22 protein-coding genes are annotated in these 22,275 nt (G+C 62.9%); 16 read left to right on the top strand and 6 right to left on the bottom strand.

The window, feature by feature from the left end; all coding sequences use genetic code 11:
• Both ACQZ5H_RS15660 and ACQZ5H_RS15655 read right to left on the bottom strand, forming a co-directional pair.
• Window positions 1–819, bottom strand: a complete 819-nt coding sequence (locus ACQZ5H_RS15660) for an ABC transporter ATP-binding protein (protein ID WP_449098283.1) — start codon at window positions 817–819, stop codon at window positions 1–3.
• 91 nt (window positions 820–910) lie between these two features.
• Window positions 911–1,924 carry an ABC transporter substrate-binding protein gene (locus ACQZ5H_RS15655; protein ID WP_112711220.1) on the bottom strand — a complete coding sequence of 338 codons (1,014 nt, stop codon included), beginning with the start codon at window positions 1,922–1,924 and terminating at the stop codon, window positions 911–913.
• Between the two features lie 303 nt (window positions 1,925–2,227).
• Here ACQZ5H_RS15655 and ACQZ5H_RS15650 point away from each other — a divergent pair, with 303 nt between their 5' ends.
• From ACQZ5H_RS15650 to ACQZ5H_RS15630, 5 genes are read left to right on the top strand one after another with little or no spacing between them, the layout of a single operon-like run.
• Window positions 2,228–3,808, top strand: coding sequence for an ABC transporter substrate-binding protein (locus ACQZ5H_RS15650; RefSeq protein ID WP_449098282.1), 1,581 nt, complete (start codon window positions 2,228–2,230; stop codon window positions 3,806–3,808).
• Window positions 3,809–4,891 carry an ABC transporter permease gene (locus ACQZ5H_RS15645; protein WP_449098281.1) on the top strand — a complete coding sequence of 361 codons (1,083 nt, stop codon included), beginning with the start codon at window positions 3,809–3,811 and terminating at the stop codon, window positions 4,889–4,891.
• Window positions 4,888–5,745, top strand: coding sequence for an ABC transporter permease (locus ACQZ5H_RS15640; RefSeq protein WP_449098280.1), 858 nt, complete (start codon window positions 4,888–4,890; stop codon window positions 5,743–5,745). The genes ACQZ5H_RS15645 and ACQZ5H_RS15640 overlap by 4 nt, the downstream gene beginning before the upstream one ends.
• Complete coding sequence (locus ACQZ5H_RS15635) at window positions 5,738–6,562, top strand: ATP-binding cassette domain-containing protein (RefSeq protein ID WP_449098279.1); 825 nt, start codon at window positions 5,738–5,740, stop codon at window positions 6,560–6,562. The genes ACQZ5H_RS15640 and ACQZ5H_RS15635 overlap by 8 nt, the downstream gene beginning before the upstream one ends.
• Window positions 6,559–7,287, top strand: coding sequence for an ABC transporter ATP-binding protein (locus ACQZ5H_RS15630; protein WP_449098278.1), 729 nt, complete (start codon window positions 6,559–6,561; stop codon window positions 7,285–7,287). Before ACQZ5H_RS15635 ends, ACQZ5H_RS15630 begins: the two co-directional genes overlap by 4 nt.
• A gap of 57 nt (window positions 7,288–7,344) precedes the next feature.
• Here ACQZ5H_RS15630 and putA read toward each other — a convergent pair whose 3' ends face one another.
• Window positions 7,345–11,046 (bottom strand): trifunctional transcriptional regulator/proline dehydrogenase/L-glutamate gamma-semialdehyde dehydrogenase, encoded by a 3,702-nt coding sequence (gene putA / locus ACQZ5H_RS15625; protein ID WP_449098277.1) that lies wholly within the window; start codon window positions 11,044–11,046, stop codon window positions 7,345–7,347.
• Window positions 11,047–11,221: 175 nt separating this feature from the next.
• Here putA and ACQZ5H_RS15620 point away from each other — a divergent pair, with 175 nt between their 5' ends.
• Entirely contained in the window at window positions 11,222–11,707 is a 486-nt protein-coding gene (locus tag ACQZ5H_RS15620) for an Lrp/AsnC family transcriptional regulator (RefSeq protein ID WP_112711213.1), read from the top strand.
• A gap of 30 nt (window positions 11,708–11,737) precedes the next feature.
• On the opposite strand, the gene ACQZ5H_RS15615 is transcribed toward ACQZ5H_RS15620, so the two are convergent.
• Window positions 11,738–12,421, bottom strand: coding sequence for a GntR family transcriptional regulator (locus ACQZ5H_RS15615; protein ID WP_199628285.1), 684 nt, complete (start codon window positions 12,419–12,421; stop codon window positions 11,738–11,740).
• Window positions 12,422–12,556: 135 nt separating this feature from the next.
• Here ACQZ5H_RS15615 and ACQZ5H_RS15610 point away from each other — a divergent pair, with 135 nt between their 5' ends.
• The 8 genes from ACQZ5H_RS15610 to ACQZ5H_RS15575 all read left to right on the top strand — a co-directional run bounded on the left by ACQZ5H_RS15610 (window position 12,557) and on the right by ACQZ5H_RS15575 (window position 18,845).
• Complete coding sequence (locus tag ACQZ5H_RS15610) at window positions 12,557–13,399, top strand: arginase family protein (RefSeq protein ID WP_449098276.1); 843 nt, start codon at window positions 12,557–12,559, stop codon at window positions 13,397–13,399.
• Between the two features lie 4 nt (window positions 13,400–13,403).
• Entirely contained in the window at window positions 13,404–14,033 is a 630-nt protein-coding gene (locus tag ACQZ5H_RS15605) for an FMN-binding negative transcriptional regulator (RefSeq protein WP_449098275.1), read from the top strand.
• Between the two features lie 40 nt (window positions 14,034–14,073).
• Window positions 14,074–14,838, top strand: coding sequence for a transporter substrate-binding domain-containing protein (locus tag ACQZ5H_RS15600; protein WP_449098274.1), 765 nt, complete (start codon window positions 14,074–14,076; stop codon window positions 14,836–14,838).
• Between the two features lie 11 nt (window positions 14,839–14,849).
• The gene (locus ACQZ5H_RS15595; RefSeq protein ID WP_130281619.1) at window positions 14,850–15,518 is read left to right on the top strand and encodes an ABC transporter permease; all 669 of its coding nucleotides are present in this window, start codon (window positions 14,850–14,852) and stop codon (window positions 15,516–15,518) included.
• Window positions 15,519–15,527: 9 nt separating this feature from the next.
• Complete coding sequence (locus tag ACQZ5H_RS15590) at window positions 15,528–16,229, top strand: ABC transporter permease (RefSeq protein WP_449098273.1); 702 nt, start codon at window positions 15,528–15,530, stop codon at window positions 16,227–16,229.
• Window positions 16,230–16,253: 24 nt separating this feature from the next.
• Complete coding sequence (locus ACQZ5H_RS15585) at window positions 16,254–17,030, top strand: amino acid ABC transporter ATP-binding protein (RefSeq protein WP_449098272.1); 777 nt, start codon at window positions 16,254–16,256, stop codon at window positions 17,028–17,030.
• On the top strand, window positions 17,027–17,884 hold the full coding sequence (locus ACQZ5H_RS15580) for a pyrroline-5-carboxylate reductase family protein (RefSeq protein ID WP_449098271.1): 858 nt from the start codon (window positions 17,027–17,029) through the stop codon (window positions 17,882–17,884). The genes ACQZ5H_RS15585 and ACQZ5H_RS15580 overlap by 4 nt, the downstream gene beginning before the upstream one ends.
• Window positions 17,885–18,005: 121 nt before the next feature.
• Window positions 18,006–18,845 (top strand): oxidoreductase, encoded by an 840-nt coding sequence (locus ACQZ5H_RS15575; protein WP_449098270.1) that lies wholly within the window; start codon window positions 18,006–18,008, stop codon window positions 18,843–18,845.
• A 13-nt stretch (window positions 18,846–18,858) separates the two neighbouring features.
• On the opposite strand, the gene ACQZ5H_RS15570 is transcribed toward ACQZ5H_RS15575, so the two are convergent.
• A complete protein-coding gene (locus tag ACQZ5H_RS15570; RefSeq protein ID WP_449098269.1) occupies window positions 18,859–19,773 on the bottom strand; it encodes a LysR family transcriptional regulator in 915 nt (304 codons plus the stop codon).
• Between the two features lie 146 nt (window positions 19,774–19,919).
• Here ACQZ5H_RS15570 and ACQZ5H_RS15565 point away from each other — a divergent pair, with 146 nt between their 5' ends.
• Entirely contained in the window at window positions 19,920–20,465 is a 546-nt protein-coding gene (locus ACQZ5H_RS15565; RefSeq protein ID WP_449098268.1) for a nuclear transport factor 2 family protein, read from the top strand.
• Between the two features lie 98 nt (window positions 20,466–20,563).
• On the opposite strand, the gene ACQZ5H_RS15560 is transcribed toward ACQZ5H_RS15565, so the two are convergent.
• Window positions 20,564–21,481, bottom strand: coding sequence for a bestrophin family protein (locus ACQZ5H_RS15560; protein ID WP_449098267.1), 918 nt, complete (start codon window positions 21,479–21,481; stop codon window positions 20,564–20,566).
• A 289-nt stretch (window positions 21,482–21,770) separates the two neighbouring features.
• On the opposite strand from ACQZ5H_RS15560, the gene msrB reads away from it, so the two are divergent.
• Window positions 21,771–22,259: a peptide-methionine (R)-S-oxide reductase MsrB gene (gene msrB, locus ACQZ5H_RS15555; protein WP_449098266.1), complete on the top strand. Its 489-nt coding sequence runs from the start codon at window positions 21,771–21,773 to the stop codon at window positions 22,257–22,259.
• Window positions 22,260–22,275 lie beyond the last annotated feature (16 nt).

The raw sequence follows: 22,275 nt of genomic DNA, 5'->3' as shown, positions 1-22,275 counted from the left end.
TCAGGCCGCTTCGCTTGCGCGGCGGTAGCTGGTTTCCACCTCTTCGCGAAGGTCGTCCCAGATGGTCTTGCAGTAATCGATGAAGTTCGGCTCGTAGCGGATCTCGGACACGACGCGCGGCCGCGGCAGATCGATTGTGTAGACCGATTTCACCGTCGCCGGGCCTGCCGTCAGCACATAGACCTTGTCGGCGAGAGCCACGGCTTCCTCGAGGTCGTGGGTGACGAAGATCACCGATGCCTTGCGCTCGGCCCAGAGCTTCAGCAGCTCTTCATGCATGACGGTGCGGGTCTGCACGTCGAGCGCCGAGAAGGGCTCGTCCATCAGCAGGATTTCCGGCTCGTTGATGAAGGTCTGCGCCAGCGAGACGCGCTTGCGCATGCCGCCCGAAAGCTGATGCGGATAGTGATGCAGGAATTTCGACAGGCCGACGCGGGCCAGCCAGTCCTTGGCGCTCTTTTCGGCTTCTGTCTTCGACTTGCCGCGAAACAGCGGCCCGGCCATCACGTTGTCGATGACGTTCTTCCAGGGAAAGAGCGCATCGGTCTGGAAGGCGAAGCCGACGCGGCGGTCGATGCCGGTGATCGGGCCGCCCATCAGGCGCACCTCGCCGGCGCTCGGCCGGGCGAGCCCGGTCACGAGGTTGAGCGTCGTCGACTTGCCGCATCCGGTCGGGCCGACGACGGCAACGAACTCGCCGCGTTCGACGGTCATGTTGAAGTCGCGGAGAGCGGTGAGGGACTTGCCGGTCGGCGAGACAAAGCGGCGGCTGACATTGATCAGCTCGACCGCAGGCGTCTTCATGTTTTCCTGCTGCATGGCGATACCTATGCGTGCCTCTGCGGGCGTGCACGCAGTGCCCATAGCGCGCTGCGCTCCCGCCATCCGGCGGGAGCCGTCGCGACAGAAGTTACTTCGCGTTCTTGACGAACTCGGTTGTGTAGGTCTTGGAGAGGTCGATCTGCTTGCCCTTCACGTTCTTCGAGAACTCGGACAGCACGGCCAGAACCGTCTTCGGGCCATCTTCCGGCATCACGCCATCCGGCGTGAACATGCCTTTGCCTTCTTCAAGCGCCTTGATGTAACCATCCTTGTCGCCGACGTAGAAATCCTTCGGCATCTTGTCGGCGATTTCGGCCGCAGAATGCGTGTTGATGAACTTCAGTGTCTTCACGAAGGCGTTGGCGAGCTTCTGGGTTTCTTCCTTGTGCTCGTCCACCCAGGAGCTTTCGAGATAGAGCGAGGCTGCCGGATAGGTGCCGCCGAGCGCCTGGCGGGTCGCATCGACCGTGCGCATGTCGACGAGAACCTTGGCTTCGCCGGTCTTCAGCATGCGCGAGATGGTGGGCTCGGTGGTCATGCCCGCCTGGATCTGGTCCTGCTGCATGGCGGCGATGAAAGTGCCGCCGGCACCGACCGGAACCGTCACGACGTCGCCCGGCTGCAGGCCGGCCTTGGAAGCCATGAAGAGGGTGAGGAAATTGGTCGAAGAGCCGAGGCCTGTGACGCCGAGGCTCTTGCCCTTGAAGTCGGCCGGCGACTTGATTTCGGGATGCTTGGTGGAAACGAGTTCCACTTCGCCCGGCGCCTGGCTGAACTGGACGATGGATTCGACGAACTTGCCCTTGGCCTGCAGGTCTACGCAGTGGTCGTAGAAGCCGACGACGCCCTGAACGGCGCCAGCCAGCAGCTGGTTTTCGGCATCGACGCCGGCGGCTTCGTTCAGAAGCTCGACATCCAGGCCTTCATCCTTGAAGTAGCCGAGGCTCTCGGCAAGCTTGGCGGGCAGATAGATCTGCTTCTCGTAGCCACCGACCATGATGGTGATCTTATCGGCAGCATGTGCGGCGGATGCGCCAAGCGATGCGGCGGTGACGACGGCAGAAAGGGCGATTCCATTGAATAGATTGCGTGTGAAACGCATGAAGGTCTCCTCCGGGATAAAATGGGCGCATCGCATTTCGCCACGAACATTGTGCCTCCTCCACGATGCGGCCTTGTAGGTATCCGGTCGAAGCTTTCAACCAGCTTTCAGTTGCAGAACCCGTTTGGCTGTTTCTGTGGAGCGCCGGATTTCGGCTTTCTCAGGGAATTTTTTTCTCACTTCACCGTGATAATCGCAACGATCGGGCCTGATGAAAGGTGAGGCTGCGCAGTAAGTTGCACTTGTTAGCGTGCGGCGCTCTGCCGGGTCCAACGCGCATATAAATATAATCAGGAGACGAAAATGTTGCTGCAATCTTGGCGGGGAGCGCTTCTTGGCGCCGCATTCAGCCTTGCGCTCGGCCCGCTTGCCGCTCACGCCGAAACCCCGAACGACACGCTCGTCGTTGCCCAGTCGATCGATGACGCGACGAGCTTCGATCCGGCCGAAGGTTTCGAGCTGACGACGGTGCAGTCCTTCAACAACCTCTACCAGCGTCTCGTGCAGTCCAACCGCGACGATGGCACGAAGATCGAGCCGGCGCTCGCCGCCTCCTGGGAAGCCGGCAGCGATGGCAAGAGCCTGACCTTTGCGCTCGCCGATGCAAAATTCGCCTCCGGCAATCCGGTTCGTCCTGAAGATGTGGTCTTCTCGCTGACGCGCGCCGTCAAGCTCAACAAGTCTCCGGCCTTCATCCTCAACGAACTCGGCTGGAAGCCCGAGACCGTCGACAGCGCCGTCACCAAGGTGGACGACAAGCATGTGAAGCTCACTTGGAGCGCCGATGTCGGTGCCGGTTTTGCGCTCTCGCTGCTGACCGCCCCGATTGCCTCCGTCGTCGACGAACAGACGGTGTCTGCCAACGTCAAGGATAACGACTTCGGCAATGGCTGGCTGAAGACCAATTCGGCCGGCAGCGGCGCCTTCTCGATCGCTGCCTACACGCCGCATGAAGCCCTCGTGCTGCAGGCGAATGCCAATTCGTCGGACAAGCCGAAGCTCGAAAACGTCATCATCCGCAACGTGCCTGACGTCGGTGCCCGCCGTCTGCTCGTCGAGCAGGGTGATGCCGATATCGCCCGTGGTCTCTCTGCGGACCAGATCGAAGCGTTGAAGGACAAGAGCGGCATCAAGGTTCTCTCTGTTCCTTCCGCCCGTACCGATTATATCCTGCTCAACACCAAGGCGAACCCGACGCTCGGCAATCCGGCGTTCTGGGAGGCGGCACGCTATCTCGTCGACTATGACGGTATCGCCAAGAACCTCCTGCGCGGCCAGAGCAGCGTCCACCAGTCCTTCCTTCCGGTCGGCTTCCCGGGCGCCCTGACGGACACGCCGTTCAAGCTCGATCCTGAGAAGGCGAAGAAGATCCTGGCCGACGCTGGCATCAAGACGCCGTTCAAGATCGAATTCATCGTCTTCAACGATCAGCCCTATCTCTCGATCGCGCAGTCGCTTCAGTCGACCTTTGCGCAAGCCGGCATCACGCTGGACATCCAGCCGGGTGTTGCGAGCGACATCTATGCCCGCGGCCGCTCCGGCAAGTTCGAGATGACGCTGCGCTACTGGATCCCGGACTATTTCGATCCGCATTCCAATGCCAGCGCCTTCGCGATCAACAGGGACAACTCGACCAACACTGCGGCGAAATATGCCGGCTGGGTTATCCCGGAACTGACGGACGAGACGCTTTCTGCCGTCAAGGAACAGGATCCGGCCAAGCGCATCGCGCTCTATCAGGATCTACAGAAGAAGATCCAGGCGAGCTCGCCCTTCATCTTTACGCTTCAAGGCAACGATCCGGTCGTGCTAAGCGACAAGGTGAAGAACTATGCGCAGGGTCTGAACGCAGACCAGGTCTATTACGACAAGGTAGAAAAATAAGTGCCGCAAACGGCAACGAACAATAGTGCCGGCATGACCGACTCCCGTCAGCGAAACAGCTGGCGGGAGTTGTCTTTCATCTGGCCTCTTTTCAAGTGGTTCTGGTCATTCGCGCTGACCCTTTTCGGCCTGGCGCTGGTGACGTTCGCGATGACGCGGCTTTCGCCGATCGACCCGGCGCTGCAGCTCGTCGGCGATCACGCAAGCAAGTCCACCTACGAGCAGGCGCGCGTCGAGCTCGGGCTTGACCAGCCGCTGCCGCTGCAGTTCCTGCGCTATGTCGAGACGGCGCTGTCGGGCAATTTCGGGCAGTCGATCTCCACGGGCCAACCTGTCGCCAAGGATATCGCCCGCACTTTTCCCGCAACGATCGAGCTCGCCACCGCAGCGATCGTCATCGGCGCGATTGTCGGTCTGTCGCTCGGCATCGCCGCCGCGATGCGGCAGGGGACATGGGTGGATAGCCTGGCGCGGTTCGTTTCGCTCTTCGGCTATTCCGTGCCGATTTTCTGGCTGGGGCTGCTGATGCTGCTCCTGTTCTATGCCCGGCTGCATTGGGCGCCGGGACCCGGCCGGGCCGACGTCGTCTTTCAATTCACGGTCAAGCCGGTCACCGGCTTTGCCCTGATCGATACCTGGATGTCGGGCAAGGCGGGCGCCTTCCGCGATGCGCTGGCGCATCTCGTGCTGCCTGCGACGGTGCTTGCCTTTCATGCGCTTGCCGCCATTTCGCGGCTGACGCGCGCGGCAGTGCTGACCGAGCTCGGCCAGGAATATGTGACGACGGCGCGTGCCAAGGGCGCGAGCCTGCGCCGCATCGTCTTCGTCCATATCCTCCCTAATATTTCAGGGACGCTGCTGACGGTGATCGCGCTTTCCTATGCCAGCCTTCTCGAAGGCGCGGTGCTGACCGAAACCGTCTTTGCCTGGCCCGGTATCGGCCGCTATCTGACGACGGCGATGTTTTCCGGCGACATGCCGGCCATTCTCGGCGCCACACTGATCGTCGGCGCCTCCTTCGTGCTGCTCAACGCGCTGACCGATCTCGGCGTCGCACGGCTGGAAGCGGGGAAGAAGCGATGAGCGAGACCGTTCAGCCGCCGCTCGGCGGATCCGTCTTTCTGCAACGTCTGCTGCGCTCACCGGCCGCTGCCGTAGGATGCCTGGTCGTTGTCGTCATCCTTGCGCTGGCGCTCTTTGCGCCCTGGATCGCGCCCTACGATCCGAACTTGCAGGAAACGGCCAATCGGCTGATGCCGCCGGATGCGGCCCATTGGCTGGGCACCGACGGTTTCGGCCGGGATATTCTCTCACGCATCATCTACGGCGCGCGCCCGACACTGCTGCTCGTCCTCGTCGTCGTGCTGCTGATGGCGCCGCTTGGAATACTCGTCGGCATTCTCGCGGGCTTCTTCGGCGGCATCATCGAGCGCGTGCTGATGCGGCTGACCGATATCGTCATGTCCTTCCCGCGCCTGCTGCTTGCCTTTGCCTTCGTCGCGATCATGGGGCCTGGGCTGATCAACGGGGCGCTGGCTCTCGCGCTGACGAGCTGGCCCGCCTATGCGCGCCAGGCCCGGGTCGAGACGGCAGCGCTGAGACGCAGCGACTATCTGGCCGCCGCCGAAATGGTCGGCATTCGCGGCATCAGGCTGCTCTGGGGGCATATCCTGCCGCTCGTGCTGCCTTCGGCGATCATCCGCCTGGCGCTCGATCTTTCGGGCATCATCCTTGCCGCCGCGGGCCTCGGCTTCCTTGGCCTCGGCGTGCGTCCGCCGACGGCGGAATGGGGCTCGATGGTTTCGGAGGGCACGCAGGTGATCTTCGACCAGTGGTGGGTGGCCGCCGTTCCCGGCATCGCCATCCTGATCACGTCCTTTGCCTTCAATTTGCTGGCCGACGGCCTGCGTGACATTTTGGATCCCCGCCATGACTGATCCCTTGCTTCAGGTCGAGGATCTGTCGATCTCCTTTCCATCGGCGAACGGACCGGTGCGGATCGTCGATGGCGTATCCTTTTCGGTCGGCCGCGAGGTCGTGGCACTCGTCGGAGAATCCGGCTCCGGAAAATCGATGACCGGCCGCGCCATCATGGGTCTGCTGCCGTCACGGGCACAGGTCGCGGCCGCGCGCCTTTCCTTCGACGGGCAGGATCTGACGGCCCTCCCCGAAAAGGGCTGGAACAGCCTGCGCGGCAGCGGCATGGGTCTGATCCTTCAGGATCCGAAATACTCGCTGAACCCGGCACACAGGATCGGCCGCCAGGTGGAGGAAGCCCTGCTTCTTCACACCAAGCTCTCGGCCGCCGAGCGCCGGGAGCGCGCACTCGATATGCTCGACAAGGTCGGCCTGCCGGATGTCGGCCGTATCTATTCCAGCTATCCGGCGGCGCTGTCGGGTGGCATGGGGCAGCGCGTGATGATCGCTGCGATGCTGATCAACCGCCCGAAGCTCCTGATCGCCGACGAGCCGACCTCCGCGCTTGATCGCGGGCTGCAGGATCAGATCCTCACGCTGCTGCGCTCGCTGAGCGAGGAGCTTGGCATGGGATTGCTGCTGATCAGCCACGACCTGCAGCAGGTGTCGCGTTACGCCGATCGTGTGATGGTGATGCGCCGCGGAAAGATCGACGAACAGATGGCGTCGGCCGATCTCGCAAATGCCAAGTCGGACTATACGCGTGCCCTCTGGGCTGCCCGTCCGTCGGCCGCGACTTACGGAATGAGATTGCCGGTCTATGGAGAGCAGCCATGAGCGCGCTGTCCGTCACCAATCTCTCCGTAACCTTTCAGGGGCGCGACAAGGGCTTCACCGCGGTGCGGGATGTCAGCTTCGATGTCGGCGCGGGCGAGACCTTCGGGCTGATCGGTCCATCGGGTTGCGGCAAGACGACAGTGCTTCGCGCCATCGCCGGTCTCAACACCAACTGGCAGGGCTCGATTGCCGTTTCCGGTGAGCCGCTGCAGCCAGGACGGAAGATCACCGGAGCGCTACGCGCCAGCATCCAGATGGTGTTTCAGGATCCCTATTCCTCGCTCCACCCGCGCCATCGCATCGCCCGCATTCTCGGTGAGCCGCTGTCGCTGCGTGGCGAACGCGATATGGAGGGTCAGGTGCGGACCGCGCTTGAGCGGGTCGGTCTTCCGGCAACTGTTACCGGCCGCTATCCGCATCAGCTTTCCGGCGGTCAGCGCCAGCGCGTGGCAATCGCCCGGGCGCTGCTTTTGAAGCCGAAGCTGCTGCTGCTCGACGAGCCGACTTCGGCGCTCGACGTTTCCGTACAGGCCGGAATCCTCAATCTGCTGAACGATCTCAAGGCATCCGAGGGCATGACATTCGTCCTCGTCAGCCACGATCCCGGCGTTGTCGCGCATATGTGCGACCGCGCCGTCATCATGGATGCCGGGCGTATTGCCCGCTCGATGGACCGGGCGCAGATCGCCGCTTCCTGGAGCGACGCTGTGGCGATTGCGGGGTAGTTTTCAATATGGATCGCGCCGGGGCGACTAGCCGCCCCGGCGCCATTGTGCTGGCGATCAGCCGATCGTCATCAGGCTGGCATTGCCGCCGGCCGCAGCCGTGTTGATCGATGTCGAGACTTCCTCGACCAGCCAGTTCAGGCAATAGGCCTCGATATCGCTCTCGATCTCCGCCGTCGTTGCCGACTGCACCAGAACGAGAGGACCGTCGAGAGCGGCGATCGCCTTGTTGACCTTGAGAATCCGCTCGGCATCGCCTTCGACGAGAGCCGAGGCGAAGGGACCATCCTTGTTCCAGTCCGAGGTCCATGTGATGCGATGCGCGACGCTGCCCGGCAGGTCTTTCAGTGTCTGGCGAAGGCCGGAGGCCTCGTCGATGACGAGCTGGTTGCCGGTCGCGAGACCCGCAGCGATCTGCCGGTAAAGCCCGCGTTCGCTGGACGGGGCGAGAAGCACGCGGCCGCGCGGATGGAGGGCGTAGAGATTGCGCTCGCCGACGGGGCCGACGAGCTCCTTCTGCAGGCCGACGGCCGAGAGGCTGCCGAGCTCGCGGGCGGCTTCGGCATCGTCCGCTTTGCCCTTGCCCGAAAGCCAGACGGCAAAATCGGCAAGCGCCGGGTCTGTGTGGACCGAGCTGTGCTGCGGCGGCACCGGCGCCTTCTGCACGAGGCGGCCGATATAGAGCGGACCGCCCGCCTTCGGACCCGTGCCGGAAAGGCCGCGCCCGCCGAAGGGCTGGACGCCGACGACGGCGCCGATGATGTTGCGGTTCACATAGAGATTGCCAGCCTGCACCCGGCTCGTCACATGCGCGATCGTCTCGTCGAGGCGCGTGTGCAGGCCGAAGGTCAGGCCATAGCCGGAGCCGTTGATATCGTCGATGAGACGATCGAGATCGGCGCGGCGATAGCGGATGATGTGAAGCACCGGTCCGAACACTTCCTTCTCGAGATCGGAGAGCTTCTTCAGTTCGATGATCGTCGGCGGCACGAAGGTGCCGAGGTTGGCCGTCTCGGGAAGCGGCAGCTGCTCCACCTTGCAGCCGAGCGCCTTCATCTTCTCGATATGGCCGTCGATGCCTGCCTTCGCCGCTGCGGTGATGACAGGGCCGACATCGACGCTCAGCCGGTCGGTGCGGCCGATCGACAGCTCCTGCAATGCGCCCTTCAGCATGGTGAGCGTGCGGTCGGCGATATCGTCCTGCAGGCAGAGCACGCGAAGCGCCGAGCAGCGCTGTCCGGCGCTGTCGAAGGCCGAGGCGATGACATCGCCGACGACCTGCTCGGCGAGAGCCGAGGAATCGACGATCATGCCGTTCTGGCCACCGGTTTCGGCAATCAGCGGGATCGGCTTGCCCGAGTTCGAAAGCCGGTTTGCGAGCTGCGCCTGGATGAGGCGGGCAACGCCGGTGGAGCCGGTGAACATGACACCAGCCGTTTCCGGTGCGTCGATCAGCGCGGCACCGAGCGGGCCGTCGCCGGGCGTGAACTGCAGGGCATGACGGGGGATGCCTGCTTCGTGCAGGATCTTGACGCTTTCGAAAGCGACGATCGGCGTCACGCCGGCCGGCTTTGCGATGACCGAATTACCCGCGACGAGCGCCGCGGCGACCTGGCCGGTGAAGATCGCCAGCGGGAAGTTCCACGGGCTGATGCAGACGATCGGGCCGAGCGGGGCGTGCGAGGGGCCGAGCGTGCGACGGGCCTGCTCGGCGTAATAGCGAAGGAAGTCGATCGCTTCGCGCACTTCGCCGATCGAATTCGCCGCCGACTTGCCGGCTTCCCGCATGATGACGCCCATCAGCGTTTCGATGCGCGACTGCATGATATCGGCTGCGCGATCGAGGCAGGCCGCGCGATCGGCCGGGGAGACCTGGGCCCATTCGGTGGCGCCGATCGCCGCCAGCTTGGCGATCTTCGCAACGGCCGCCGGTTCGACCTCGGTCACCTCGCCGACGGCATCGCCGTGATCGGCGGGGTTCAGGATCGGGCGCGTCACACCCTGCGTGTCGCCGTCCGCCAGAAGCGGCAAGGCATGCCAGGTCATCGTGACAGTCTTCGACAGGTTGCCGCCCAGGCGCGCCAGTTCCGCCTCGTTCGCCAGATCGATACCGGCGGAATTACGACGTTCCGCGCCGTAGAGATCGTCGGGCAGGGAGATCAGATCATGCGGCTTGCCGGGCGGCGTCATCGCCTCGACGAGGTCGACCGGATCCGCCGTCAGGTCGTCGACCGAGACCTTCGGGTCGGAAATGCGGTTGACGAAGGAGGAGTTTGCGCCGTTTTCGAGAAGGCGGCGGACCAGATAGGCGAGCAGCGTTTCATGCGTGCCGACCGGTGCGTAAATGCGGCAGGGGCGGTCGAGCTTGTCCTTGCCGACGACTTCGTCATAGAGCGGCTCGCCCATGCCATGCAGGCATTGGAACTCGTACTTGCCGACCTGGAAATCGTTGCCGGCCAGATGATAGATCGTCGCCAGCGTCTGGGCGTTATGCGTCGCAAATTGCGGGAAGACCGCATCGGTGGCCGCAAGCAGCTTGCGGGCGCAAGCGACATAGGCGACGTCGGTGTGGATCTTGCGCGTATAGACCGGGAAATCCGAGAGGCCATCGAGCTGCGAGCGCTTGATCTCGGCATCCCAATAGGCACCCTTCACCAGGCGCACCATCATCCGGCGGCCGGAGCGGCGCGACAGGTCGATAATATAGTCGATCACGAAGGGGCAGCGCTTGCCATATCCCTGGACGACGAAGCCAAGGCCGTTCCAGCCCTTCAGCGCCGGATCGAAGCTGAGCTCTTCCAGGAGGTCGAGCGAGAGCTCCAGGCGGTCCGCTTCCTCGGCGTCGATGTTCAGGCCGATGTCGTAGGTGCGGGCGAGCAGCGCCAGCTTCTGGACGCGGGGAAGCAGTTCTTCCATGACGCGCTTCGACTGTGCGCGCACATAGCGCGGATGCAGCGCCGAGAGCTTGATGGAGATGCCGGGGCCTTCATAGATGCCGCGGCCGGCGGCGGCCTTGCCGATGGCGTTGATGGCGTTCTCATAGTCGCGATAGTAGCGCTCGGCATCCTTCGCCGTGGTCGCGGCTTCGCCCAGCATGTCGTAGGAATAGCGGAAGCCGCGGGCCTCCAGCGGGCGGGCGCGCTTCAGCGCCTCGTCGATGGTCTCGCCGGTGACGAACTGCTCGCCCATCATGCGCATCGCCATGTCGACGCCGCGGCGGATTACCGGTTCGCCGCAGCGGGCGATCAGACGGGTGAGCGCGGCCGCCAGGCTGCGGTCGTTGACCGTGGAGGTCAGCTTGCCGGTGACAACGAGACCCCAGGTCGCGGCATTGACGAACAGCGAGCGACCGCCGCCGACGTGGGACTTCCAGTCGCCTTCGGAAATCTTGTCGCGGATCAGCGCATCGCGGGTCGCGGTATCGGGAATGCGCAGCAGCGCTTCCGCAAGGCACATGAGGGCGACGCCCTCCTGGCTAGACAGCGAATATTCCTGGACCAGTCCTTCGACGCCTGTGCCCTTGTGCTTGGCGCGCAGCGCCTCGATCAACTTGCGCGCCGTGCCGCGGATCGTCGTCTTCAGATCGTCGGGAACCTTGGCGGCCGCGACCAGCGGTGGCAGGCACTCGGTCTCAGGACGCCGGTAGGCCGCGGTGATCGCCTTGCGAAGCTCCGACTGCTCGCGGATCGGCGGGGCAAACTGGGCAAAGGGCGAATTCGGGTTCGATCCGGAGGCGTTGTCGGCGACGTCTTTGAGCATGGAAGGTCCTAGCGGCGAAGGTTGTTGAACGTCCAAAAGCCGGCGCCTTCGGGCTTCTCGAAAGCCCTCTGTCACCAGCAAGCGCAGCATAGCATGACCGGTTCAGGTCGATCTAACTTGCTTTCGGCATCATCCAGTGGCAATCGTCTATTCTATTCCCATTCGAGAAGGCGCCATGACTAGAGAAGCGGCAAATTTTAGTGAACTTGACCAGTTCGACAAGAAGATACTGGAGGCCCTCTCGGAAGACGGCCGAATGTCCATCACGGACCTTGCTGCCCGCGTCGGCCTGTCGAATACACCCTGCCAGATTCGCTTCAAGCGCTTGCTGGCGGAAGGCTATATCGAAGGTTTCAGGGCGGTGCTCAATCCTGCCAAGATGGAACTCGATCACGTCGCCTTTGTCGAGGTCAAACTCTCGAATACCACCGAAGGCGCGCTGAAGAGCTTCAACGATGCGGTCAAGAAGATCAAGGAGGTCGAGCAGTGCCACATGATCGCAGGCCGCTTCGACTATCTGCTGAAGGTCCGCACCCGCGACATCGCCAAATACCGCCGTGTCCTCGGCGAAAAGATCTCGACGCTGCCGCATGTCGCGAGCACCTCGACCAACCCGGCCATGGAAACCGTCAAGGACGGCTGGGACCAAACCCACCTGTGATCGGCTCCGAAGGCTCTTGAGGCGCCGCTCTCATGTGCCCTGCTGGCTGCCTTCCAGCACTTTCGCGATCTCTTCGCCGCTTGCCCGGATGTGCTTGCTGAGGGCCGACGTTGCGACAGCGATGTCGCGTGTGCGGCAGGCTTCCAGAAGCCCGCGATGTTCCTCATCGGCGCGGCGCCGGTAATCCAGTGCGCCGACGTGAACATTCGAATATCGCGCCAGCGCCACATACTGGCCGGCAATCAGCGTCTTCAGGCGCGGCGATGCCGTGCCAGCGTAGAGGCTGTTGTGGAACTGCTCGTTCAGCGCCGTCCACTTCGCCGCATCCTGGCATGCCTCCATCCGGTCGAGTATCGCTTCGGCCTCCTCGAACTGGCGGTCGGTGAGGAGGGGTAGCGACAGGCTGAGGGCAAGCGTTTCCAGCGCCGAGCGGATCTGGTCGATCTCGCGGACTTCGGCGGGCAGCAGCTCGGCAACAACGGCGCCGCGGTGAGGTGCCGACAGCACCAGCCCCTCGGCTTCCAGCTGCCGCAGCGCCTCGCGGATCGGCATCCGGCTTACCCCGAAAACCTTTGCGAGCTCTTCCTGGCGAAGCGGGGAGTCGGCCTTGATCGCCCCTTCCAGAATCGCTTCGCGGAGGCCTTCGACGGCGATTTCCATCGCGGTCTTGAAGCGGGCGCGGGGTCGTGCGGCAATCTCGGCAAGCGTTGGCATTGGCTCGTATGTCGCCTCGTTCGGTGTCCGGATGGGTCTGTCTAACAATTTTCAAAAACGTTCTTGACACGCTCCGGCTACACCGTCAACATTGGATCCAATGTATCCGATTGTGGATTTTTAAGGAGATTGCCAGTGGAAAATTCGTCTAGAAAGCCTTCGGTTGCCGCCATCCAGGGCCGCATCTCCGACCGTAGCCCCGGTGGCATGATCGGCGCCGGCTTGCTGGCGAAGGCGCTGGAGCGCGAGCTTGGTGTTCCGGCTGCGCTGCACGGCACGCCGTCGAAGCCACTGGACGATCACTGGACTTTCGCGCTCGAACAGGCGCGGCCGCTGATCGCCAAGGCCGCTGCCCATATCGAGGACGGCCTCCTGGGCAACAAGTTTCCGATCCTGTGCCTCGGCGAGTGCGCCACCAGCCTCGGGACGATCCCCGTCGTTCACCGCCTGCACCCGGATGCGCGGATCGTCTGGTTCGACGCGCATGGTGATTTCAATACGCCGGAGACCACGACCACGCGCTATCTCGGCGGCATCACGCTGACCGGCGCGAGCGGCTACTGGCATACCGGTTTCGGCACGGAGATGCGCCCGGATCAGTTCGTGCTGGTGGGTGCCCGCGATCTCGATCCGCCCGAAGAAGAACTGCTGCGCGAAGCCGGCGCGACGATCATCCCGCCGGGTCCGGGTCTCATCGAGAAGCTGCAGAAGGCCATCGGTTCGCATCCGATCTGGGTTCATATCGATTGCGACGTCATGGATCCCTCGACCTTCCCGACCGAATACGTCGTTCCGGGCGGCCTCCAGCCGTCGGAACTGCGCGAGGCGCTTTCGGCGATCGGCGCGAGCAACCGGGTTCTTGGTCTCGAAGTGGCCGAGTTCGAGGCGCCGGAGAGCATCGACGCGCGCCAGGCGGCCGTCACGACGGCGCTCGATGTTATCGAGCCCCTGATCTCCGCCTTCCGTCCGCAGGCTTGAAGCCATGTACATCCCCGATGAATACCGGTGTTCCGATCGCCAGAAGCTCGGACAGGTCATCCGCGACAACGGCTTCGGCACGCTGGTTACGGGTGGCGGGAGCGGGCTGTTTGCGACGCAGATCCCGTTCCTTGTCCTGTCGGAGGGGCCTGATACGCTGATCCTGGAATCGCATCTCGCCAAGGCCAATCTGCAATGGAGCGCTTCCGATGCGGACAAGCCGGCGATGGCGATCTTCAACGGTCCCCACGCCTATATCTCGCCGACATGGTACGGCGTGCGCCCCTTTGTCCCGACCTGGAACTACGTGACGGTACAGGCGACCGGCAAGATCGAATGGATCCACGACGTCGGTGAGATCATCGGCGTCCTGATGCGCACGGTTCACTACTTCGAGGACCGGTATCAGACAGCGTGGGATCCGGGCCCGTCCGCTGAATATATCGACCGCATCGCCTCTGGCGTCGTTGCCTTCCGCATGGAAGTCACCGCCCTCGAAGGCGCCTTCAAGCTCGGGCAGGACAAGGCGCCCGAGCTGCAGGACAGGGTCATCTCAAATCTCAAGGCGTCCGGATCGACTGCGGCGGAGGGGGTCGCCCAGTTGATGGCGTCGGAGAACAATCGTCCGTTCTAAGGCGCTACGCCTTGAACGCATCCACGGGAGGTTAAACTACATGCGAAACTATGTCGTTCTGGCCGCAATGCTCGGCCTGATCGCGTCGCCGGTCGTGGCGCAGGAGTGCAAGGAAATCCGCTTCGGAACCGATGCCGGATTTGCACCCTTCGCGTTTCGTGACGAGAGCGGCGAGCCCAAGGGCTTCGAGATCGACCTCATCAAGGCGATCTGCACCCAGCAGAACGCCACCTGCAGCTTCGTGATCAATGACTTCGACGCTCTGATCCCGAGCCTGGTGACGAGCCGTATCGACGCGATCTCGGCGGCGATGTCGATCACCGACGAGCGCAAGAAGCAGATCGCGTTCAGCCAGTCCTACGCCAATCCGTCGGCGCGCTTCGTCGGGCAGAAGGATGCCGAGTTCCAGCTGACGAAGGAATTCCTGTCCGGAAAGACCGTCGGCGTGCTGCGCGGCCAGACCGGCGAAACCTACATGAAGAAGTCCTTCGGCGATGCAGTGACGCTGCAGCTCTACGACAGCCAGGACAGCATGACCCAGGACCTGGCGACAGGCCGTCTCGACTTTGCCCTGAACGATGCCCCTGGCCTTTCCGAAGGCTTCCTGAAACTCGCCGGCGGTGAAGCCTACGCCTTCGTCGGACCGGAACTGCACGACAAGCTCTTCGGAGACGGCTACGGCTTTGGCCTGCGCAAGGACGACGAATGCCGCCTGCGTGTCATCAATGACGGCCTGGCGGCCATCCGCAAAGACGGCACGTACGACAAGGTCCGGCAGCACTGGTTTGCCTATAACATCGAATAGGCCAGATCGTCGTGGTTGATATCCTCAAATATGCGCCGCTGCTTGCAGACGGTGCATTGGTAACGGTCAAGGTTTCGGTGACGAGTCTCGTCATCGGAACCGGCCTGGGCGTCGCGGCGGCAATTGCGGCCGTGTCGAACAATATCTGGCTGAAGCGCCTCGTCGGTGCCTATGCCGGCATCGTCAGAAGCTTTCCGGAACTGCTGATCATCTTTGTGCTGTTCTACGGCGGCACGGTTGCGCTCAGCCGCCTCTTCGGCGGCCACGTCGAGATCAGTGCTTTCTGGGCCGGCTCTGCTGCGCTTTCCATTGTCTTCGGCGCCTATGCCTCGGAGATCTTCCGCGGCGCCATCTCATCCATTCCCCGCGGCCAGTTCGAAGCGGCACAGATTCTCGGGCTCAGCAAAGCGCAACTCTGGAAAAGCATCCTGCTGCCGCAGGTCGCCTATCGCGCCTTGCCGGGTATTGGAAACCAGTGGCTGATCCTTCTGAAGGACAGCTCTCTCGTCTCCATCGTCGGCATCGAGGACGTGATGCGCAGTGCGGCAGTGGCGGGCAACGCGACGCGCAGCCCGTTGACCTTCTATTTGGTCGCCGCCGCCATCTATCTCGTGATCACCGCGATATCGGTGCTGTCGATCGCTCTTCTCGAGCGATCCGTCAAAGCACGCTTCGTCTAGGGGATGCAGATGAATTTCGACATTTTCGCTTCCACATTCATGCCGCTCCTGGCAGCCTTCGGAACGACGATCGCGCTCACGATTTTCGGCTTTGCGTTCGGCCAGATCCTCGGATTGCCTGTCGGCATCGCACTCAGCTCAAATTCGACCACCGCCAAGACGCTGGCCCGCATCTACACGTTCGTCTGGCGTGGCACTCCGCTGCTGGTGCAGCTGTTGATCATCTACTACGGCCTTCCAAGGCTGACCCTCCTCAAGGGGACTGTCATATGGCCGTTCCTGATCGCTCCGCTGGTCTGTGCGACGATCGGCATCGCGCTGAATTCCGCGGCCTACACCGGCGCCCTCGTCGGTGGTGGCATCCAGCGCGTTGCGGCGGGACAACGCGAGGCCGCGCAGACGCTCGGTTTCAGCAAATGGCAGACGCTGCGCTACATCATTCTGCCGCAGGCCTACCGCTCCATCTTTCCGGCGATCGGCAACGAATTCATCCTCGTCATGAAAGCCAGCACGCTCGCCAGCGCGATCGCGGTGATGGATGTCACGGGCGCCGCCCGCTCGATCGTCGCGCAGACCTACGCGCCTTTCCAGGTCTTTGCCGTCGCCGGACTTCTCTATTTCGTGTTCGGCTCGATTGCCGGACAGGTTTTCCGTTTCCTCGAAGCGCGCAGGCTCGGTCCCATCGGCCCCGGTGCGGCAAGCGCTTCATAATAAGCCCTATTGGGAGGCAAGATCATGAGCCCTGCAGCTCGGCAAGCAACCGATGCGCCCGTCGTCACCGTGCGCGACGTCAACAAGAAGTTCGGCACGTTCGATGCACTGTCCGATATCAATGTCGAGCTTGGCAAGGGCGAAAAGCTCGTCATCTGCGGGCCTTCTGGATCGGGCAAGTCGACCTTGATCCGCTGCATCGCCGGACTTGAAAAGCGGGTCTCGGGCGAGATTTCGATCGCTGGGCGCCGGTTGGACAGCGACTGTGCGAATGCCAGCGTTCTGGCTGGCGTGATCGGAATGGTCTTCCAGCAGTTCAACCTGTTTCCGCACCTGACCGTTCTCGAAAACCTGACGCTGGCACCGCGCAAGGTTCTGAAGACCAGCAAGACCGAGGCCGATGCATTGGCCCGCAAGATGCTCGAGCGCGTGCATCTTTCCGCTCATGGCGGCAAATATCCGGGGCAGCTTTCCGGCGGGCAGCAACAGCGCGTGGCGATCGCCCGCGCGCTTTGCATGAAGCCCCAGGTTCTGCTCTTCGACGAACCGACGTCGGCACTCGATCCGGAAATGGTTCACGAGGTTCTCGACGTCATGGCGTCGCTGGCGTCGGAAGGAATGACGATGATCGTGGTGACCCACGAAATGAGCTTCGCACGAAGCTTTGCCGATCGCGTCCTCTTCCTGGAAAGCGGCAAGATCGTCGAGGCGGCGTCTGCCGCCACCTTCTTCAGCGCCCCGAGTCATGAGCGCTCGAAAGCCTTCCTGCGCAAGTCCTTCCCGGGGATGGTTCATCAATGACCGGCATTGGTTCCAACACGAATTCCGCGCCGCGGGCGAGCGTGCTTCTGGTCGGCTGCGGCAACATGGGCTTCGCCTTTCTGAAGCGATGGCTCGATCGCCGTGATGCTACGGGCAATGACTATCACGTCGTCGAGCCCAACGCGGATCTCGCTGAGCGCGCCAGACAGGCCGGAGCAACGGTTTATGCCGGGGCATCGGAGCTGCCGGAGGGTTTCGACCCCATCGCGGTCTTCTTCGCCGTGAAGCCGGATATGCTGGCCGCCGTAACGCCGCCTTACAGCGTGATGTCGTCTGCCGTCTTCGTCAGCTTTGCAGCCGGCGTCCCCGTCGCTTTCTTCGAGGAATGCCTCGGGCCCCGGCCGATCATCCGCGCCATGCCGAACATTCCTGTTGTTGCCGGATGCGGGACGACGGTGTCGTTCTCGAACTCATTCGTCACGCCCGGGCAGAAGGCTGTGGTGCAGGACCTGCTGGCGCTCGGCGGTTTTTCGCATGCGGTCGACCGCGAAGAGCTGATCGATGTGGCAACGGCGGTCTCCGGATCCGGCCCTGCCTACATCTTCCTTATCGTCGATCTCATCGCCGAAGTTGCGATGCAGCTCGGGCTCTCCGAAGAGCTTGCCTTCGCGATGACGAAGGAGATGGTCGTCGGTGCCGGGGAACTCGCGCTGAAGGAGCCCGGCAGTCTTGCAGGGCTGCGCAAACAGGTGACGAGCCGCGGCGGGACGACCGAAGCCGCGCTCGCCGTGCTCAACGGCGGCAACCGGCTTGCCGATGTCCTGCGCGAAGCGGTGACTGCCGCCCACACGCGCGCCCTGGAATTGCGACCGGCATCGGCCGCTTCTTCATGAGGCGGCCACCCTGCTGGCGATTGCTGGGGAATCGCCAGCAGGGAATGCCGGTTTGGGCTGATTAAGGCGGGAGGCGAAGTGGTCTACCAGTGGGGTCATTCAGCCCCTGAGGACACAACCCATGAAAACCTGGTTCATCACCGGAGCATCGCGCGGCTTCGGATCGCTCTTCGTCAAGGAAGCGATTGAGCGCGGAGACAATGTCGTCGCCACGGCGCGCGATCCGAAGGCCATTCTCGATCGCTTCGGCGAGCGCCCGAACCTCCTGGCCGTCAAGCTCGACGTCACCGACGAAGAGCAGGCGAAGGACGCGGTCGCGCAGGCCGTTTCGCGGTTCGGCCGTATCGACGTGGTGGTCAACAATGCCGGTTTCGGCGTGATCGGCGCCATCGAGGAAATCTCCGGCAAGGAGGTCGAGGCCGTCTATCGCACCAATGTCTTCGGCCTGCTGGCCGTCACGCGTGCGGTTCTGCCGCAGCTGCGCCGCCAGCGCGCCGGCCATATCCTGAACGTGTCGTCGATCGGCGGATATCGCAGCTGGGCGGCTTGGGGCGTCTACGCTTCGACCAAGTTTGCAGTCGAGGCGATCAGCGAGGCGCTGGCGATGGAACTCAAGCCGCTCGGTATCAACGTCACGATCGTCGAGCCCGGCTATTTCCGCACCGACTTCCTCGACGCGCAGTCGCTGACGACCACCGAAAGCACGATTGTGGATTATGCCGAAACCGTCGGCGAAATCCGCAAGCTCGCGGTCTCGCTGAACCACAACCAGCCGGGAAATCCGGCGCTGCTGGCCAAGGCGCTGCTGACGATTGTCGATGCCCCGAACCCGCCGCTGCGCATTCCCTTCGGTTCCGATACCGTTGCGGCGATCGAAGCGAAGCATCAGCAGGTGAGCGCCGAGCTCGAGAGCTGGCGGGCGCTATCGGTTTCCACGGATTTCGCCGCCTCGCAATCGTAGCGCCGGCGCTGCCTCAGGCATGCCTCGATCTGCGCTGGACTTCCTTGATGATGTCGACGAAGGCGCGCAGGCCGGGCGGAACCAGGCGATGGCTTGGATAATAGAGGCACTGCCCGGCAAAGGGCGGTGTCCAATCCGTGAGCACGGCGACGAGTTCGCCCTTTGCCAGGGCTTCCCGGGCGATGTCGGCCGAGACATAGGCGATGCCGACGCCCTGGATCGCTGCGCGCACCATCAATCCCATATGGTCGATGGTCACCGGCCCCGGCACGTCGATCTTCAGCGAATGCTCATGCCGCTCGAATTCCCAGCGGTACATCTTGCCGCTCGGAAGGCGAAAGCGCACGCAGCGATGATTATGCAGGTCGTCGGGGGTGCGGGGCACGCCGAATGTCTCGAGATAGGCCGGAGACGCCACCACGAGGAACTGCCCTTCGGTACCGAAGGGCACCGCGATCATGTCCTGCGGCACCGCTTCGGCAAGCCGGACCCCGGCATCGAAACCATCCGCCACGATATCCACCAGCTTGCCTTCGGTGACGAGGTCCAGATGCACGTCCGGATAGCGCTCGACGAATGTCGGAACGATCTCCTGCATCATCATCTGCGTCGCCGATTCCGACGCGTTGATCCGCAGGTTTCCCGAGGGGCGCGAGCTGAACGTATCGACATCGGCGAGTGCGGCATCGAGTTCGCTGAGGATCGGCATGAGGCTGCGGAACAATCTGGTTCCCGCCTGGGTCGGCGCGACGCTGCGCGTCGTGCGGTTGAACAGGCGCACTGCCAGCCGCTCCTCCAGTCCGCGCATCATGTGGCTGAGGGTCGATGGCGACATGGCGAGCTCGTCGGCCGCGGCGCGAAAGCTCGCATGACGAACGATCGTCGTGAATGCCGTGAGTTCGGTGAGGGTCGCTCGCTTGCTATTCATGGGAAAAAGCCAGTATCCCATGCAGATATTGCTGCATAGACCCAGTAATCACCCCTCACTAAATTTCCTTTCACAGCAATGCGGATCCCACGGCAGCGGTGCCGCGCATTGCGTCGACGGGATCTTCAACAACGGGGGTATCGCATATGTCGACCTATTTCGCTCGAACCATGGCCGCCAGCGCGCTGGTGGCACTGATGGGGCTCGCTCCGGCAGCCGCTACCGAACCGGCAAAGACTTCAGCGGTGCAGACAAGGAACCTGGACATGGAAACGAAGAACAAGGCAACGGTCGAAGCCGTCCTCACGGCCTGGAAGAACGGCGATGGCGGCGCCCTGCAGCCGCTGTTGTCCGATGACATCGAATGGACGATAACCGGCAACTCGGCGGCCTCAGGCACCACGAAGGGCCGGGCCGAACTGATGCAGAAGGTGCTTGGCCCCTTCGGCGCCCGCTTCAACAAATCGAGCGACCGCTTCCGGCCGACCAAGATCTACGGCGTCTATGCCGACGGCGACATGGTCACCGCCTATTTCGACGGCGCCGGCACGGCCAATAACGGCTTCTCCTACAAGAACAGCTATGTCTGGCTGCTGACTCTGAAGGACGGCAAGGTGGTGAAGGCAACGGCTTTCTTCGACAGCATCGCTTTCAACGAGCTCTGGGACAAGGTCGAGCCGGCGCAGAACTGAGGCATGTCTCTGGTGAACTCGGCTGCGGATTGCGGCCGGGTTTCGCTGGCGACGACTATCTGGTCCTTATCCGCCACTTGGACAAGGCTTAGCATCGTTCAAAGCAGGATCGAGTTTACCGGCTTCGGCAGTTCGGGCAGGTCCTTTTCGCCGAGTGCTTCGCGCAGCGAAAGCTCGATGGCCTTGGCGATTGCGGCGATCGGCAGGTCGTTCGGCAGGGTGCCGAAGGGTTCTTCGAGCTCTTCGCTCAGCGCATCCAAGCCAAAGAACGTGTAGGCGACGACGCCGGCGGCGAGGGGTGTGACGTAACCGAGCACGTCGGCGAAGCCGAAGGGCAGCATGAAGCAGAAGAGATAGGCTGTGCGGTGGAGCAGCAGCATGTAGCCGAAGGGCACCGGCGTGTTGCGCAGCCGCTCGCAGGCGGTCAGCACGCCGTTCATTTCGCTGACGGTGCGGTCGAGCAGCGTGAATTCGATATCGCTGATCCGCCCGGCATGGCGCTCGGCGGCGAGCAGGCCGCCCATCAGCCGCAGCAGATAATCCGGCTTGTTTCGCTGCTTGCTAAGTTCTGCGGCCTCGTCGGTGGTCAGCCTTGTCGAGCCGGCCGGTTCCGCGCTGGTACGCAGGTGGCGCACGAGCTCTGCGGCGAATTCGATATTCAGATTGAGAAGATGCTGGCGCAGCTTGCTGCCGCCCTTGCTTCCGGCGAGCAGCAGGCTCTGCCTTGCGAAATCGCGGCTGACGGCAAGGAGGTGGCCCCAGAGCTTGCGGGCCTCCCACCAGCGGTCGTAGCAGGCGCTGTTGCGAAAGCCGAGAAACACCGACAGCGAGATGCCGATCAGCGCGAAGGGGGCGCCGATCACCGATGGAATGATGCCCGGATCGTTGTTGTGCCCCCAGACGATCACCGCCGACAGCAGCATCACCGCCAGGACCTGCGGATAGATGCGCTCGATCACCGATCCCCGGAAGATGAAGAACAGGACGAGGAAACTTGGCTTGTCACGAACAATCATCGGCGGATCGGGTCCAACGCGGGGTCTGGTGATTTCCCCTACGACGCGGTTTTCCGTCTCGCAAGGGACAAAAGGGCGCGGCCGGGCGCCTGCTCGCGCTTCGAAAAACATGCGCAGGCGCCGTTGGTTCACATTTTGGTGTGATCACCGCGACGTGTGTAACAAACGGCAGGCTTCTCACGTAGATGCAGGCAGCGCTATATTCAGGAAAATATAGCGTGATGGAATAAGAACGCCCTCCAGCGTGTCTTATGTCTCGTTTGGTAGACCAGGTGAGGAGACTGAAACCATGGTCAGAAGACGTCATGTCCTTTTTGGCGCCGGGCTTGGCGCCCTTGCGCTCCGCTTCGGCTTTTCGGCCCGGCCGGCCGAAGCCGCCCAAGATTTTCCGCTGACCCATACGGATGCGGAGTGGCAGAAGCTGCTCACTGCCGACCAGTATCAGGTCCTCCGCAAGGAGGGGACGGAATACCCGTTCACCAGCCCGCTTCTCAACGAGCATGGGAAAGGCAAGTTCGCCTGCGCCGGCTGCGATCAGGATGCGTTCTCGTCGGACACGAAATTCGAGAGCGGAACCGGCTGGCCGAGCTTCTGGGCGCCACTCGACGGCGCGGTCGGCACGACGAGAGACAGCTCGATGGGCATGATCCGCACCGAGGTTCACTGCAGCCGCTGCGGCGGCCATCTCGGCCATGTCTTCGAAGACGGACCGAAGCCGACCGGGCTGCGCTACTGCATGAATGGCGTCGCCATGACATTCCATAGGGCTTCGGCCTGATCGACCAGAGACAGTT

The organism is Rhizobium sp. 21-4511-3d (assembly GCF_053522545.1).
This window is presented reverse-complemented; position numbering and strand designations above follow the sequence as displayed.